We start from the raw sequence: 15,430 nt of genomic DNA on the forward strand, positions 1-15,430 counted from the left end.
ATGTCGAAGCTTGGAGATCTCGGCGCCAAGCTGTACCGCGGTGAGGTCGGCTACGACTTCGTCGGCAAGCGCTTTCTCTGGTACGGCGTTTCCATCCTGATCACCATCACGGCGATCGTCGCCCTGGCCGTCCAGGGCCTCAACATGGGTATCGAGTTCAAGGGCGGTGCCGTCTTCACCACCGCGAAGACGACCGTCTCCGTGGCCAAGGCCACGGAGGTCGCGGAGAAGGCCTCGGGCCACGACGCGATCGTCCAGGAGCTCGGCACCGGCGGCCTGCGGATCCAGATCTCGGGTGTGGACACCGACGCCGCCACCGACGTGAAGAAGCAGCTCGCCACCGATCTCAAGATCGACCAGGCCAGCATCAACGCCGACCTCGTCGGTCCCAGCTGGGGCGAGCAGATCGCCAACAAGGCCTGGACCGGTCTCGGCGTCTTCATGGTCCTCGTGGTGATCTACCTGGCCATCGCCTTCGAGTGGCGGATGGCGGTCGCGGCGCTGATCGCGCTGATCCACGACCTCACGATCACCGTCGGCGTGTACGCGCTCGTCGGCTTCGAGGTCACCCCGGGTACGGTCATCGGTCTGCTGACGATCCTCGGTTACTCCCTCTACGACACCGTCGTCGTCTTCGACGGTCTCAAGGAGGGCTCGAAGGACATCACCAAGCAGACCCGCTGGACGTACAGCGAGGTCGCCAACCGCAGCATCAACGGCACCCTGGTCCGCTCGATCAACACCACGGTCGTCGCGCTGCTCCCGGTCGCCGCGCTGCTGTTCATCGGCGGTGGCTTCCTGGGCGCCGGCATGCTGAACGACATCTCGCTCTCGCTGTTCGTCGGCCTCGCGGCCGGTGCGTACTCCTCGATCTTCATCGCGACCCCGCTGGTCGTGGACCTCAAGGAGCGCGAGCCGGCGATGAAGGCGCTCAAGAAGCGGGTGCTCGCGAAGCGGGCGGCCGCGGCGGCCAAGGGCGAGTCCCCGGACGAGGCCTACGCGGCCGAGGACGAGCCGCAGGTCGTGTCGCAGGGCCGGTCGGGGCGGCGGCGTTGACCGCGCCGCTGTCCGACGACGCGCGGACCCTGCTGCTCAGCCGGATCAAGGACGTGCCGGACTACCCGAAGCCGGGCGTGATGTTCAAGGACATCACCCCGCTGCTGGCCGACCCCGAGGCGTTCGCCGCGCTGACGGACGCGCTGGTGGAGCTGGCCGGGCGGTACGGCGCGACGAAGATCGTCGGCCTGGAGGCGCGCGGGTTCATCCTCGCGGCTCCGGTCGCGGTGCAGGCCGGTATCGGCTTCGTGCCGGTGCGCAAGGCCGGAAAGCTGCCGGGCGCCACGCTCGCGCAGTCGTACGAGCTGGAGTACGGCACCGCGGAGGTCGAGGTCCACGCCGAGGACCTGTCGGCCGGTGACCGGGTCATGGTCATCGACGACGTGCTGGCCACCGGCGGTACCGCTGAGGCCTCGCTCTCGCTGATCCGGCGGGCCGGAGCCGAGGTCGCGGGTGTGGCGGTGCTGATGGAGCTGTCGTTCCTGCCGGGCCGCGTGCGGCTGGGCGAGGCGCTGGGCGAGGCTCCGCTGGACGCGCTGATCGTGGTCTGACCTCTTCGCTTGCCGAGCGGCGGGTATCCGGGAGCTCCCGGATACCCGCCGCTTTCGTGTGCGGCGCCCGGCCGCTGCCGGGGGCGCCGCACACGGACCCCCGCCTCTCGGACGCCGGCGGGGCCGGGGCCGGATGCGGGGTGGAGGCTGGGGGAACGGGGTGGGCCAACCCTCGCTACCATGGGTTGTCCGGACCGGACACGGGCACCGGATCTTCCCCCAGGCTCCGTCCGGGGGCCCCCGTGAGGAGCGCTCTTGCCAGACGAGGTCCAGCCAATCTCCGCCGCGCAGCCCGACCCGCAGGCCGAGCAGACCACGGCGGCCCCGGCCACGCCCCCGCCGGCCCCGCCGGTCAAGCCCGCGCCGACGAAGTCCGCCGGGTCCTCCAACCGGGTGCGCGCCCGGCTCGCACGGCTCGGCGTGCAGCGCTCGAACCCGTACAACCCGGTACTGGAGCCGCTGCTCCGTATAGTCCGCAGCAACGACCCGAAGATCGAGACGTCGACGCTGCGCCAGCTGGAGCAGGCCTACCAGGTGGCCGAGCGCTGGCACCGCGGCCAGAAGCGCAAGAGCGGCGACCCGTACATCACCCACCCGCTCGCGGTGACCACCATCCTCGCCGAGCTCGGCATGGACCCCGCCACCCTGATGGCCGGTCTGCTGCACGACACCGTCGAGGACACCGAGTACGGCCTCGAAGACCTGCGCCGCGACTTCGGCGACGCGGTGGCCCTGCTCGTCGACGGCGTCACCAAGCTCGACCGGGTGAAGTTCGGCGAGGCCGCCCAGGCGGAGACCGTCCGCAAGATGGTCGTGGCCATGGCCAAGGACCCGCGCGTCCTGGTCATCAAGCTCGCCGACCGGCTGCACAACATGCGCACCATGCGCTACCTCAAGCGGGAGAAGCAGGAGAAGAAGGCCCGCGAGACCCTTGAGATCTACGCCCCGCTGGCTCACCGGCTGGGCATGAACACGATCAAGTGGGAGCTCGAAGACCTCTCCTTCGCGATCCTCTACCCGAAGATGTACGACGAGATCGTGCGCCTGGTCGCCGAGCGCGCGCCCAAGCGCGACGAGTACCTCGCCGTCGTCACCGACGAGGTGCAGGTCGACCTCAGAGCCGCCCGCATCAAGGCCACCGTGACGGGCCGCCCCAAGCACTACTACAGCGTCTACCAGAAGATGATCGTCCGCGGCCGTGACTTCGCGGAGATCTACGACCTGGTGGGCATTCGCGTCCTCGTCGACACCGTCCGGGACTGCTACGCGGCCCTGGGCACCGTGCACGCGCGATGGAACCCGGTCCCCGGCCGGTTCAAGGACTACATCGCGATGCCCAAGTTCAACATGTACCAGTCGCTCCACACGACGGTCATCGGACCCAGCGGCAAGCCCGTCGAGCTGCAGATCCGCACCTTCGACATGCACCGCCGCGCCGAGTACGGCATCGCCGCGCACTGGAAGTACAAGCAGCAGACCGTCGCCGGCACCTCCAAGGTGCGCACCGACGTCCCGCAGGCCGCCAAGGGCAGCGCCGGCCAGGACACGGTCAACGACATGGCGTGGCTGCGGCAGCTGCTCGACTGGCAGAAGGAGACCGAGGACCCGGGCGAGTTCCTCGACTCGCTGCGCTTCGACCTCTCCCGCAACGAGGTCTTCGTCTTCACGCCCAAGGGAGACGTCATAGCGCTCCCGGCCGGGGCCACCCCCGTGGACTTCGCCTTCGCGGTCCACACCGAGGTCGGCTACCGGACCATAGGGGCGCGGGTCAACGGGCGGCTCGTGCCGCTCGAATCGACCCTCGACAACGGCGACCTGGTCGAGGTCTTCACCTCCAAGGCCGAGGGCGCGGGCCCGTCCCGCGACTGGCTCGGCTTCGTCAAGTCCCCGCGGGCCCGCAACAAGATCCGCGCCTGGTTCTCCAAGGAGCGCCGCGACGAGGCCATCGAGCACGGCAAGGACGCCATCGCCCGGGCCATGCGCAAGCAGAACCTGCCGATCCAGCGCATCCTGACCGGCGACTCCCTCGTCACCCTCGCGCACGAGATGCGCTACCCCGACATCTCCTCCCTGTACGCGGCGATCGGCGAGGGCCACGTGGCCGCGCAGGGCGTCGTACAGAAGCTCGTGGCGGCCCTCGGCGGCGAAGAGGCGGCCAACGAGGACATCGAGGAGTCGATCCCGCCGGCGCGCGGCCGCAAGCGGCGCAGCAACGCCGACCCGGGCGTCGTCGTCAAGGGCGTCGACGACGTGTGGGTCAAGCTGGCCCGTTGCTGCACCCCGGTACCGGGCGACCCGATCGTCGGGTTCGTCACGCGCGGCAGCGGCGTATCGGTTCACCGCGCGGACTGCGTCAACGTGGACTCCCTCTCCCAGGAGCCCGAGCGGATGCTGGAGGTCGAGTGGGCGCCCACCCAGTCCTCGGTCTTCCTCGTCGCCATCCAGGTCGAGGCGCTGGACCGGTCCCGGCTGCTGTCGGACGTCACCCGGGTCCTCTCCGACCAGCACGTCAACATCCTGTCGGCGGCCGTCCAGACCTCGCGCGACCGCGTGGCCACCTCCCGGTTCACCTTCGAGATGGGCGACCCCAAGCACCTGGGGCACGTCCTGAAGGCCGTACGGGGCGTCGAGGGCGTCTACGACGTCTACCGCGTCACCTCGGCCCGCAGGCCGTAACGGAAAGAGCGAGGGCCCCGGTACGGAGATCCGTACCGGGGCCCTCGCCTTGTCCGCGGGCGGCCCGAGTCAGCCGCCGAACTCCTCCAGGCCCTTCAGCGCCTGGTCCAGCAGGGCCTGGCGGCCCTCCAGCTCGCGCGAGAGCTTGTCGGCCTTGGCGTTGTTGCCCGCCGCGCGCGCCGCGTCGATCTGCTCACGCAGCTTGTCGACGGCCGCCTGCAGCTGACCCGTCAGACCGGCCGCACGGGCCCGCGCCTCCGGGTTCGTACGACGCCACTCGCCCTCCTCGGCCTCCTGGATCGCCCGCTCGACCGAGTGCATCCGGCCCTCGACCTTCGGCCGGGCGTCCCGCGGCACGTGGCCGATGGCCTCCCAGCGCTCGTTGAGGGAGCGGAACGCGGCACGGGCCGCCTTCAGGTCCGTGATCGGGACGAGCTTCTCGGCCTCGTCGGCCAGCTCCTCCTTCAGCTTCAGGTTCTCGACCTGTTCGGCGTCACGCTCGGCGAAGACCTCGCTGCGGGCCGCGAAGAACACGTCCTGAGCACCGCGGAAACGGTTCCACAGATCGTCCTCGGACTCGCGCTGCGCCCGGCCTGCGGCCTTCCAGTCGGCCATCAGCTCGCGGTAGCGCGCCGCCGTCGGACCCCAGTCGGTCGACTTCGACAGCGACTCGGCCTCCGCGACCAGCTTCTCCTTGACCTTGCGGGCATCCTCGCGCTGCGCGTCCAGCGAGGCGAAGTGCGCCTTGCGGCGCTTGGAGAAGGCCGAACGGGCGTGGGAGAACCGGTGCCACAGCTCGTCGTCCGATTTGCGGTCCAGGCGCGGCAGGCCCTTCCAGATGTCCACCAGGGCGCGCAGCCGCTCACCGGCACTGCGCCACTGGTCGCTCTGCGCCAGCTGCTCGGCCTCGACGACCAGCGCGTCCTTGGCCGCACGGGCCTCGTCCGTCTGCTTGGCCTTGGCGACCTTGCGCTCCTCGCGCCGGGACTCCACGGTCGTGACCAGCTTGTCCAGCCGCACCCGCAGGGCGTCCAGGTCACCCACGGCGTGGTGCTCGTCGACCTGCGTGCGCAGGTGGTCGATCGCCGTCTGGGCGTCCTTGGCGGACAGATCAGTGGTCCGCACCCGCTTTTCGAGGAGGCCGATCTCGACCACAAGGCCCTCGTACTTGCGCTCGAAATAGGCCAGGGCCTCCTCAGGGGTGCCGGCCTGCCACGATCCGACGACCTGCTCGCCATCGGAAGTACGCACGTACACGGTGCCCGTCTCGTCGACTCGGCCCCACGGGTCGCTGCTCACAGCGCCTCCTCCACCTGATGCCTTGCGAGGGGTTCACCCCCTGGGCATCGTCCACAGTTTCCTGGGGCGGGCAGCGCCCGCCCTGCACAACGCCAACATAGGCGACCGCCGGGCCGGCTGTCCGCATCCCGCACGACGGAATATCGGCGTGCGGGCGGCGGGCCGGCCGGGCCCGGGGTCGGCGCACCACGTCAGTTCTGGGTGACCGTGCCCTTCTCGATCTTCACCTCGGTCTTGGGCGCGCCGTCCTGGCCGCCGTCGACCGTACCGGCCTTCGCGATGTCTTCGAGGACCTTCAGGCCGGCCGCGTCGATCTTGCCGAACGGCGTGTACGTCGGCGTCAGCGGGCTGTCCTTGTAGACCAGGAAGAACTGGCTGCCGCCCGAGCCGGGCTGACCCGTGTTGGCCATGGCGACCGTGCCCGCCGGGTAGACGACCTGGCCCTGCTCGTTGGCCTTGCCCAGCGAGTCCAGGTTCTCGTCCGGGATGTTGTAGCCCGGGCCGCCGCGGCCGGTGCCCTCGGGGTCACCGCACTGGAGCACGAAGATCCCGCTGGTCGTCAGCCGGTGGCACTTGGTGTTGTCGAAGTAGCCCTTGTCGGCGAGCGACTTGAACGAGTTCACCGTCTGCGGGGTCTTCGCCGCGTCCATCGCGAAGTTGATGTCACCCGCGCTGGTCTTCAGCGCGAAGGTGTACTTCGCCTTCTGGTCGATCGCCATCTCCGGCGAGGGGGACTGCTTGGGTGCGGGCTCGGACGCCGAGGCCGACGGGTTCGCGGACGGGTCCGCGGCCTGGTCCTTCTTGTCCTTGTCGAAGACACCGCCGACGATCAGGCCCACCAGGGTCGCGACGACGACGGCCACCGCCGCGCCGATCACGGCCGCGCGCTGACGCGACTTCCGCCGGGCCTCGGCCCGGCGCTTCTGCTGGCGCTCGTACTTCTCCTTGGCGAGCTGTCGCCGTCGCTGATCGCTCGTGACCACCGGGTCGTCTCCTTGTGCGTGTCTGCTACTGCTGTCCGGGCTGGGATAGGCCGTACCGTATATGGGTTCGCTGTGTAATGAGCGGCGCCGGTAGGCTCTGAGCAGCAGCATTCCTGTCTGCAGCCTCCCGCCGGACGACGATTGAGGACGAACGTGCTGATTGCCGGGTTCCCCGCAGGCGCTTGGGGCACCAACTGCTACGTGGTCGCCCCCGCCGCCGGTGAGGAGTGCGTCATCATCGACCCGGGCCATCAGGCCGCCCAGGGTGTCGAGGAGACGCTGAGGAAGCATCGGCTCAAGCCCGTCGCGGTCGTGCTGACCCATGGACACATCGATCATGTGGCCTCGGTGGTCCCGGTGTGCGGAGCACACGACGTACCGGCCTGGATCCACCCCGAGGACCGCTACATGATGAGCGACCCGGAGAAGGCCCTCGGCCGCTCCATCGGGATGCCCCTCATGGGCGAGCTGACCGTGGGGGAGCCGGACGACGTCCGCGAGCTGGCCGACGGCGCCGCCCTGAAATTGGCCGGAATGGACTTCTCCGTGGCGCACGCGCCGGGGCATACCAAGGGGTCGGTGACCTTCCGGATGCCCGAGCTGGCCGACATCCCGCCGGTCTTCTTCTCGGGTGACCTGCTCTTCGCCGGCTCCATCGGACGCACCGACCTGCCCGGCGGCTCCCACGCCGAGATGCTCGAATCGCTGGGCCGCGTGTGCCTGCCGCTCGACGACTCGACCGTGGTGCTGTCCGGCCACGGTCCCCAGACCACCATCGGCCGCGAGCGCGCGACCAACCCGTACCTCCGGGAAGTCGCCGCCGGGCTCGGAGACGGCACCGCCGCTCCACGACGAGGAATGTGACGAAAACTCCGTGGCTACTTTCAAGGCCCCCAAGGGCACGTACGACCTGATCCCGCCGGTCTCCGTGAAGTACCTGGCGGTACGCGAGGCCATCGCGGCCCCGCTCCGCAACTCCGGTTACGGCTACATCGAGACCCCCGGCTTCGAGGACGTGGGCCTCTTCGCCCGCGGCGTCGGCGAGTCCACCGACATCGTCTCCAAGGAGATGTACGCCTTCGAGACCAAGGGTGGGGCACAGCTGGCCCTGCGCCCCGAGGGCACGGCCTCGGTGCTGCGCGCGGCGCTGGAGGCCAGCCTGCACAAGAAGGGCAACCTGCCGGTCAAGCTCTGGTACTCGGGCTCGTACTACCGCTACGAGCAGCCGCAGGCCGGACGCTACCGCCACTTCTCGCAGGTCGGCGCCGAGGCGATCGGCGCCGAGGACCCGGCGCTGGACGCCGAGCTGATCATCCTGGCCGACCAGGCGTACCGCTCGCTCGGCCTGCGCGACTTCCGGATCCTGCTGAACTCGCTGGGCGACAAGGAGTGCCGCCCGGTGTACCGGGAGGCCCTGCAGTCCTTCCTGCGGGGCCTCGACCTCGACGCGGAGACCATGCGCCGCGCCGAGATCAACCCGCTGCGCGTCCTCGACGACAAGCGGTCCGACGTCCAGAAGCAGCTCGTCGGCGCCCCGGTGCTGCGCGACTACCTGTGCGACGCGTGCAAGACGTACCACGAGCAGGTCCGGGTCCTGGTGACCGCGGCCGGCGTCGCCTTCGAGGACGACGACAAGCTGGTGCGCGGCCTGGACTACTACACCCGCACCACTTTCGAGTTCGTCCACGACGGCCTGGGCATCGCGGTCGGCGGCGGCGGCCGTTACGACGGCCTGTCCGAGATGATCGGCGGACCGGCGCTGCCGTCGGTGGGCTGGGCGCTCGGCGTGGACCGCACGGTCCTCGCGCTGGAGAAGGAGGGCGTCGAGCTCGACATCCCCGCGTCGACCTCGGTGTTCGCCGTAGCGCTGGGTGAGGCCAAAGCGACCGTGTTCGGGCTCGTGACGCAGCTGCGCAAGGCGGGCGTCGCGGCGGACATGTCGTACGGCGGCAAGGGCCTCAAGGGCGCCATGAAGGACGCGAACCGCAGCGGTGCCCGCTTCGCGGTCGTGGTGGGCGAGCGGGACCTCGCCGAGGGCGTCGTCCAGCTCAAGGACATGGAGTCCGGCGAGCAGACGGCCGTGCCCGTCGACGAGCTGGTCGACACCGTCCAGGCCCGCCTCGCCTGACGGCAGCGGCACGGGAGCGCACGGGACGGGGCCGGGGATCTTTCCCCGGCCCCGTCCGTTCACAGGCTCGTACGGCACAATGACCCGTGCTTGATCACCTGGCAGATGTGGAGCGGGCGGTATGACGACACGAAGCGCGGACGCGGACACCGCCCGGGGCAGGACCGTCGGAGGAAGCCGGGCCCTGGCCCTGCTGCTCGTCATCACCGGAGCCGCGGGTCTGCTCGCCGCCTGGGTGATCACGATCGACAAGTTCAAGCTGCTGGAGGACCCGACCTTCAAGCCGGCCTGCAGCCTCAACCCGGTCGTCTCCTGCGGCAACATCATGACGAGCGACCAGGCGTCGGCCTTCGGCTTCCCGAACCCGATGCTCGGACTCGTCGCCTACGGCATCGTGATCTGCGTCGGCATGAGCATGCTGGCCGGGGCCTCGTTCCGCCCCTGGTACTGGCTGACCTTCAACGCCGGCACCCTCTTCGGCGTCGTCTTCTGCGCCTGGCTCATGTACCAGTCGCTGTACAACATCAACTCGCTCTGCCTGTGGTGCTCCCTCGCCTGGGTCGCCACGATCTTCATGTTCTGGTACGTCACCGCGCACAACGTCCGCGAGGGGCTGCTGCCCGCCCCGGGCTGGCTCAAGTCCTTCCTCGACGAGTTCACCTGGGTCCCGCCCGTCCTGCACGTCGGCGTCATCGGCATGCTGATCCTGACCCGCTGGTGGGACTTCTGGACCTCCTGAGCGCGGGCGGCCCTGTCGGTGGGCTCGCATAGGCTTCCCGTGTGGAACCAGACCTGTTCACCGCAGCTGCCGAAGAACGCCAGGAGAAGGACCCCGCGAGCTCCCCGCTCGCCGTCCGGATGCGCCCGCGCACCCTGGACGAGGTCGTCGGCCAGCAGCACCTGCTGAAGCCCGGCTCACCGCTGCGCCGGCTCGTCGGGGAAGGGGCCGGCGGCCCGGCCGGTGCGTCCTCGGTGATCCTCTGGGGCCCGCCGGGCATCGGGAAGACCACCCTGGCGTATGTGGTCAGCCAGGCCACCCAGAAGCGGTTCGTGGAACTCTCCGCGATCACGGCGGGGGTCAAAGAGGTACGGGCCGTCATCGAGGGCGCCAAGCGCGCCGCCGGCGGCTACGGCAAGGAGACCGTCCTCTTCCTCGACGAGATCCACCGCTTCAGCAAGGCGCAGCAGGACTCGCTGCTGCCCGCCGTCGAGAACCGCTGGGTGACGCTGATCGCGGCCACCACGGAGAACCCGTACTTCTCGATCATCTCCCCGCTGCTGTCGCGCTCGCTGCTCCTGACGCTGGAACCGCTGACCGACGAGGACCTGAGCGCCCTGATGCGCCGCGCCCTCGCCGAGGAGCGGGGACTGGGCGGAGCCGTCTCCCTCCCGGCGGACGCCGAGGCGCACCTGCTGCGGATCGCCGGCGGCGACGCCCGCAGGGCGCTGACCGCGCTGGAGGCGGGCGCCGGGTCGGCCATCGCCAAGGGCGAGGACGAGATCACCCTCCAGACCCTGGAGGAGGCCGTCGACCGGGCTGCGGTCCGCTACGACAAGGACGGCGACCAGCACTACGACGTGGCCAGCGCGCTGATCAAGTCGATCCGCGGCTCGGACGTGGACGCCGCGCTGCACTACCTGGCCCGGATGATCGAGGCCGGCGAGGACCCCCGGTTCATCGCGCGCCGTCTGATGATCTCCGCGAGCGAGGACATCGGCCTGGCGGACCCGACGGCCCTGCCGATCGCGGTGGCCGCCGCCCAGGCGGTGGCCATGATCGGCTTCCCGGAGGCGGCGCTGACCCTCTCGCACGCCACGATCGCGCTGGCCCTTGCCCCGAAGTCGAACACCGCCACGACCGCGATCGGCGCGGCGCTGGCCGACGTACGGGCGGGCCTGGCGGGCTCCGTCCCGCCGCACCTGCGGGACGGCCACTACAAGGGCGCGGCGAAGCTGGGGCACGCGCAGGGGTACGTGTACCCGCACGACGTGCCGGGCGCGATCGCCGCGCAGCAGTACGCGCCGGACGAGATCCAGGGCAAGCGGTACTACGAGCCGACGCGCTACGGCGCGGAGGCCCGCTACGCGGACGTGGTCGAGAAGGTCCGCGAACGGCTGCGGGGCAGCACCCCCTAGCGCTCACAGCTGCCCCGGCGTGGCCGCGCCGGGGTGGGGGCGGCGGATTCTAGGCTCCCCGCATGCGTTCGTCCCGGCCGCTCGCCGCCGTCCTCGCGCTCGCCCTCGCCGGGCCCGCGGCGGCCGGGTGCCACCACGACGACGCCGCGACGGCCCGGGCCAGCGCGGCGGCGCTGGTCGGGCGGGTGCCGCCGGCCGGTGCGGGGTTCCCGCCGGGCGCGGCCGCCGCGAAGGCGCAGCTGGCCGGGCTCAAGGTCGAGCGGGGCCGCCACTGGGAGACGTACAAGCGCGAGAACTTCGGCCGGTACTGGTCCGACGAGACCGACGCCGTCGGTGGGCGCAACGGCTGCGACACCCGTGACGACGTGCTGCGCCGGGACCTGACGGAGCTGCGCGAAGGGGACCGGAACCCGTGCGTCGTGCTGTCCGGCACGCTGCACGATCCGTACACCGGCAAGGTGCTGCCCTACACCTACCGGCGCGCCTCGCAGATCCAGACGGACCACGTGGTCGCGCTCGGCGCCGCCTGGCGGGCCGGCGCGTACGCGTGGACCCCGCGGCGCAGGCTGGAGTACGCCAACGACCTCGACGTCCTGCTCGCCGTGGACCAGCAGACCAACCACGACAAGGGGAGCAGGACGGCCGACAAGTGGCGGCGCCCGAGAAGCTCGCGCTCCAGGACATGCTGGCCACCTGCACCCCGTGAGGCCGTGAGGCCTAGTACGAGGCGGCCGAGAGCAGGGAGTGCATCGCCCGGCGCAGGCCGCAGATGTCCGCGACCGGCTCCGGGAAGTCGAAGCGGGCGTCGAAGGAGCCGGCCGGGCCGCCGGTGAAGCGGACGCGCAGGCCGAGACGGTCCAGGGAGAGCGGGACGGCGGTCATGCCGCGGGCCTCGCGGGCGCCGAGCAGGCCGCCCAGCTCGCCGAGCCGGTCGCCGTGGGCGGAGTGCAGGTGCTGGAGCAGCTCGCTCTCGTGCGCGACCATCGGGTCCGGCTCCGCCGCGGCCAGGTCGTCCGGGTCCACGTGCTCGGCGCCCCAGAGGTCGTCCACCGAGATCTCGCCGACCTCCAGGCGCAGCATCATCCAGGCCGGACGCCCGGCGTGGGGGGCGTCGAGGGACTCCCGCATGCCCAACAGCTCGCCCACCGGATGCCGCTCCGCGAGGAGCGCGGCGCAGACCGCGCGGTCGTCCCCGCGCACCGGCGTCAGCCAGCCGGCCAGCCAGGCGCGACCTCGGATACGATGTGGGACGGACACCGGCGCCACATCCGTGATCTCGATCACGGCGGTGAGGTCGTCGTCCTGGGCGTGAGCGGCTGCCCTGGCAGCCGCGGATTCCCCTGAGACAAGGAGAATCACGTCCCCGTCCGGGGTGACGGTCCGTGCGACCGGCAGCCCTGTCCCGAACTCCTCGGACTCGTGACTGTCACGAGCACCGATCAGCGTGAGGGATACTGAGGCGTTGGACTCTACGAGGGTTCGTACGCGTTCGGCTCCGGTGAGCTGCCGAACGCCTTCCCTGGGACGCGGCTGACCTTGCTTATCGTCGGCGCAAGCGGATTCTGTTTCGTCTGAATCCGAACTGCGCTGCGCACTGGGCAGGGGGATCCCATGTGGTCGAGACATTACGTCCTCCTCGCTAAGGTAAGCCTCACCTAACTTACATGGAGGTAGGTTCCCCGTGAACCAGAAGCGACCCAAGGTCAAGAAGTCGCGTGCCCTCGGCATTGCGCTGACCCCGAAGGCCGTCAAGTACTTCGAGGCCCGCCCCTACCCGCCGGGCGAGCACGGCCGTGGCCGCAAGCAGAACTCGGACTACAAGGTCCGTCTGCTGGAGAAGCAGCGTCTGCGCGCTCAGTACGACATCTCTGAGCGTCAGATGGCCCGCGCGTACGACCGCGCCAAGAAGGCCGAAGGCAAGACGGGCGAGGCGCTTGTCGTCGAGCTCGAGCGTCGCCTCGACGCCCTGGTTCTGCGTTCGGGCATCGCCCGCACCATCTACCAGGCCCGCCAGATGGTCGTTCACGGCCACATCGAGGTCAACGGCGACAAGGTCGACAAGCCGTCGTTCCGTGTCCGTCCGGACGACGTCATCACCGTGCGCGAGCGCAGCCGCGAGAAGGTTCCGTTCCAGGTTGCCCGTGAGGGTGGCTACGCAGGCGAGGGCGAGACCCCGCGCTACCTGCAGGTCAACCTGAAGGCCCTGGCCTTCCGCCTGGACCGCGACCCGAACCGCAAGGAAATCCCGGTCATCTGCGACGAGCAGCTCGTCGTCGAGTACTACGCCCGCTGATGCAGGCCTAGTCTCACCGACTGGTCAGCCCGCCGTCCCCTCCATGGGGCGGCGGGTTTTCCTTTGCCACGGCCCGCCCGCCACGGCCGCCCCGCTACGGCTGGTCCGCCGCCGCCCGGGTCGACCTCCGGGAGCCGCGCGGGCCGCCGCCCGCCCGGCCCGTCCGCCGGAGCACCCCGCCGCCGCGCTCCTGCGGATCGCTCAGCGCCCGACCGACCAGCGCCTCCCGGCTCAGCTCCCGCCCCTCGGCCTCGTACGCCGCGTAGCGCTCGGCGCCCAGCAGCTCGCCCGCCCGCTCCCGGCACATCAGCCGCGGGGCGTTGAAGTACCCCGAGCCGAACAGCTGCAGCCCCACCCCGCCCCACATCGGCTCCGCCGCGCCCTGGAGCACCGCCGCCTCCGCGGCGTTCCCCTCCGCGACCGTGACCAGCGCGAGCAGCTCCAGCGCGAGCACCAGGCCGACCAGGTCGTGGAAGAGGTGGTTGACGGCCACGCACTCGGTCAGCAGCCGCCGCGCCTCCCGCGTGCGCCCCGCGTCGAGAGCCGCGTACGCGAGGACGTACAAGGCGTACGACTTCGTCCAGCGCTCGCCGCGCTCCTCGCAGATCTCCCGGACCTCCCCGCACAGCGCGAGCGCACCCGGCAGATCGCCGAGGAACGCCAGCGCCATCCCCAACTCCACCTGGCACATCAGGACGTTGCTGTTCAGCTCGCCGGCCGCCCGGTACTGCTCCAGCGCCGACCCCAGCAGCTCCCGGGCCCGCGCCATGTCGTCCGAGACCAGCGCCAGGCAGCCCATCCGGTGCACCGCGTACGCCGCCGCCACCGGGTTCCCGCTCTGCGCCGCCCCGTCCCGGCACTCGTACAGGGCGCTCATCGAGGCCGCCGCGTCTCCCTGCAGGGCGGCGACGTAGCCCAGCACCCACAGGGCCTTCAGCCGCGAGCTCTCGTACTCCACCGCCTGGTCCACCGGCTCCAGGCTCCGCTCCAGCCAGTGCCGCCCCTCGGTCAGCCGCCCGCAGCCCGCCCAGGCGAACCACAGCGTCCCCGCCAGGTACTGCCCCAGGTGCGCCTCGTCCGGCTCGTCCAGGCAGCACTCCAGGGCGAGCCGGACGTTCGGCAGCTCCACCTCCACCAGCGCGGCCACCTCCTGCTGGCGCGGGCTGAACCAGTCCAGCTCGCACCACGTCACCAGCCCCACGTACCAGTCCCGGTGGCGCCGCCGCAGGCGCCCGGCGTCGCCCAGCGACTCCAGCCAGCCCGCCCCGTACATCCGTACGGTCTCCAGCATCCGGAACCGCACCCCGGCGGGCGTCTCCTCCCGGACCAGCAAGGACTGGGCCAGCAGCTCCCCGACCAGATCCAGCACCTCGTCCACCGGCAGATCCGGGCCCGCGCACACGTATTCGACGGCGTCGAGGTCGAACGGCCCCGCGAACACCGACAGCCGCGCCCACAGCAGCCGCTCCGCGGGCGTGCACAGCTCATGGCTCCAGCCGATGGCCGTCCGCAGCGCCCGGTGCCGGGCCAGCCCGCCGCGCGCGCCGCCCGTCAGCAGCGCGAAGCGGTCCTCCAGCCGGGCCAGCACCTGCGCGGGGGACAGCGTCCGCAGCCGGCCCGCCGCCAGCTCCAGGGCCAGCGGGATCCCGTCGAGCCGGGCGCACAGCTCCACCAGCGCGGCCCGGTTGTCCGCGGTCACCTCGAACGCCGGGTCCGCCGCGCAGGCCCGCTCCGTCAGCAGGGCCAGCGCCTCCTCCGGGACCGGCGGGGCCAGCGGGAAGGCCAGCTCCCCGTCCAGGGCCAGCGGGCGCCGGCCCGCCGCGAGGACGTGCAGGCCGGGGCAGCGCCGCAGCAGCTCCCGCACCAGGCCGGCACACTCCTCGACCAGCTGCTCGAAGCCGTCCAGGACCAGCAGCAGCCGCCGCCCGGCCAGGTGCTCGGCCAGGACGGTCCGCGGCGGGCGGGTGGTGTGGTCGGTCAGCTCCAGCGCCTCGGCGAGGGCCAGCTCCAGCAGCGCGGGGTCCCGCACGGTGGCCAGCTCGGCCAGCCAGACCCCGTCGCGGTGGCGTTGCCGCGCCCCCTCGGCGGCGGCCCGGGCCGCCGCGAGCACGAGCCGGGACTTGCCCACCCCGCCCACGCCGGTCACCGTCACGAGCCGCGAGGACTCCAGGAGCCGCCCCAGCTCGGCGAGTTCGCCACCCCGCCCGATGAACCGGCCGAGCTCCGAGGGAAGATTGCCCCCGGCGGTACTTCGAAGGGGTCCTTGTCCCATGGGACACGGAGGGTACTGGTCCGGATGCGCTGCGTT

At 71.1% G+C, this 15,430-nt stretch carries 13 protein-coding genes; 9 read left to right on the forward strand and 4 right to left on the reverse strand.

The window, feature by feature from the left end; genetic code table 11:
• The 3 genes from secF to Sspor_RS33195 all read left to right on the forward strand — a co-directional run bounded on the left by secF (position 1) and on the right by Sspor_RS33195 (position 4,283).
• The gene (gene secF, locus Sspor_RS33185) at positions 1-1,056 is read left to right on the forward strand and encodes a protein translocase subunit SecF (protein ID WP_202202386.1); all 1,056 of its coding nucleotides are present in this window, start codon (positions 1-3) and stop codon (positions 1,054-1,056) included.
• Positions 1,053-1,607 (forward strand): adenine phosphoribosyltransferase, encoded by a 555-nt coding sequence (locus Sspor_RS33190; protein ID WP_237404131.1) that lies wholly within the window; start codon positions 1,053-1,055, stop codon positions 1,605-1,607. The genes secF and Sspor_RS33190 overlap by 4 nt, the downstream gene beginning before the upstream one ends.
• A 255-nt stretch (positions 1,608-1,862) precedes the next feature.
• Positions 1,863-4,283 carry a RelA/SpoT family protein gene (locus Sspor_RS33195; RefSeq protein WP_202202387.1) on the forward strand — a complete coding sequence of 807 codons (2,421 nt, stop codon included), beginning with the start codon at positions 1,863-1,865 and terminating at the stop codon, positions 4,281-4,283.
• A 69-nt stretch (positions 4,284-4,352) separates the two neighbouring features.
• Here Sspor_RS33195 and Sspor_RS33200 read toward each other — a convergent pair whose 3' ends face one another.
• Together Sspor_RS33200 and Sspor_RS33205 are read right to left on the reverse strand one after the other, a co-directional pair.
• Entirely contained in the window at positions 4,353-5,582 is a 1,230-nt protein-coding gene (locus Sspor_RS33200; RefSeq protein WP_202202388.1) for a DUF349 domain-containing protein, read from the reverse strand.
• Between the two features lie 191 nt (positions 5,583-5,773).
• Positions 5,774-6,565 (reverse strand): peptidylprolyl isomerase, encoded by a 792-nt coding sequence (locus Sspor_RS33205; protein ID WP_202202389.1) that lies wholly within the window; start codon positions 6,563-6,565, stop codon positions 5,774-5,776.
• Between the two features lie 153 nt (positions 6,566-6,718).
• Here Sspor_RS33205 and Sspor_RS33210 point away from each other — a divergent pair, with 153 nt between their 5' ends.
• From Sspor_RS33210 to Sspor_RS33230, 5 genes are all read left to right on the forward strand, one after another.
• Entirely contained in the window at positions 6,719-7,429 is a 711-nt protein-coding gene (locus Sspor_RS33210; RefSeq protein WP_202202390.1) for an MBL fold metallo-hydrolase, read from the forward strand.
• A gap of 10 nt (positions 7,430-7,439) precedes the next feature.
• Positions 7,440-8,693: a histidine--tRNA ligase gene (gene hisS, locus Sspor_RS33215; protein WP_202202391.1), complete on the forward strand. Its 1,254-nt coding sequence runs from the start codon at positions 7,440-7,442 to the stop codon at positions 8,691-8,693.
• A 121-nt stretch (positions 8,694-8,814) separates the two neighbouring features.
• Positions 8,815-9,432 (forward strand): vitamin K epoxide reductase family protein, encoded by a 618-nt coding sequence (locus Sspor_RS33220; protein ID WP_202202392.1) that lies wholly within the window; start codon positions 8,815-8,817, stop codon positions 9,430-9,432.
• A 41-nt stretch (positions 9,433-9,473) separates the two neighbouring features.
• Positions 9,474-10,829 carry a replication-associated recombination protein A gene (locus Sspor_RS33225; RefSeq protein WP_202202393.1) on the forward strand — a complete coding sequence of 452 codons (1,356 nt, stop codon included), beginning with the start codon at positions 9,474-9,476 and terminating at the stop codon, positions 10,827-10,829.
• A gap of 62 nt (positions 10,830-10,891) precedes the next feature.
• Positions 10,892-11,662, forward strand: coding sequence for an HNH endonuclease family protein (locus Sspor_RS33230; RefSeq protein ID WP_202202394.1), 771 nt, complete (start codon positions 10,892-10,894; stop codon positions 11,660-11,662).
• On the opposite strand, the gene Sspor_RS33235 is transcribed toward Sspor_RS33230, so the two are convergent.
• Positions 11,547-12,188, reverse strand: coding sequence for a DUF2470 domain-containing protein (locus Sspor_RS33235; protein WP_417837726.1), 642 nt, complete (start codon positions 12,186-12,188; stop codon positions 11,547-11,549). The genes Sspor_RS33230 and Sspor_RS33235 overlap by 116 nt on opposite strands.
• Positions 12,189-12,510: 322 nt before the next feature.
• Here Sspor_RS33235 and rpsD point away from each other — a divergent pair, with 322 nt between their 5' ends.
• Positions 12,511-13,122, forward strand: a complete 612-nt coding sequence (gene rpsD / locus Sspor_RS33240; RefSeq protein WP_008740451.1) for a 30S ribosomal protein S4 — start codon at positions 12,511-12,513, stop codon at positions 13,120-13,122.
• Between the two features lie 94 nt (positions 13,123-13,216).
• Here rpsD and Sspor_RS33245 read toward each other — a convergent pair whose 3' ends face one another.
• Positions 13,217-15,394, reverse strand: coding sequence for an ATP-binding protein (locus Sspor_RS33245; protein ID WP_202202395.1), 2,178 nt, complete (start codon positions 15,392-15,394; stop codon positions 13,217-13,219).
• Positions 15,395-15,430: the final 36 nt, after the last annotated feature.

Origin of the sequence: Streptomyces spororaveus (assembly GCF_016755875.1) — a bacterium.
Lineage (GTDB): Bacteria > Actinomycetota > Actinomycetes > Streptomycetales > Streptomycetaceae > Streptomyces > Streptomyces spororaveus.

Bases quoted from the DNA above. Each gene is read 5' to 3' on its own strand.
- secF (WP_202202386.1), top strand. From the start codon at position 1: ATGTCGAAGCTTGGAGATCTCGGCGCCAAGCTGTACCGCGGTGAGGTC.
- Sspor_RS33220 (WP_202202392.1), top strand. From the start codon at position 8,815: ATGACGACACGAAGCGCGGACGCGGACACCGCCCGGGGCAGGACCGTC.
- Sspor_RS33245 (WP_202202395.1), bottom strand. From the start codon at position 15,394: ATGGGACAAGGACCCCTTCGAAGTACCGCCGGGGGCAATCTTCCCTCG.
- Sspor_RS33230 (WP_202202394.1), top strand. From the start codon at position 10,892: ATGCGTTCGTCCCGGCCGCTCGCCGCCGTCCTCGCGCTCGCCCTCGCC.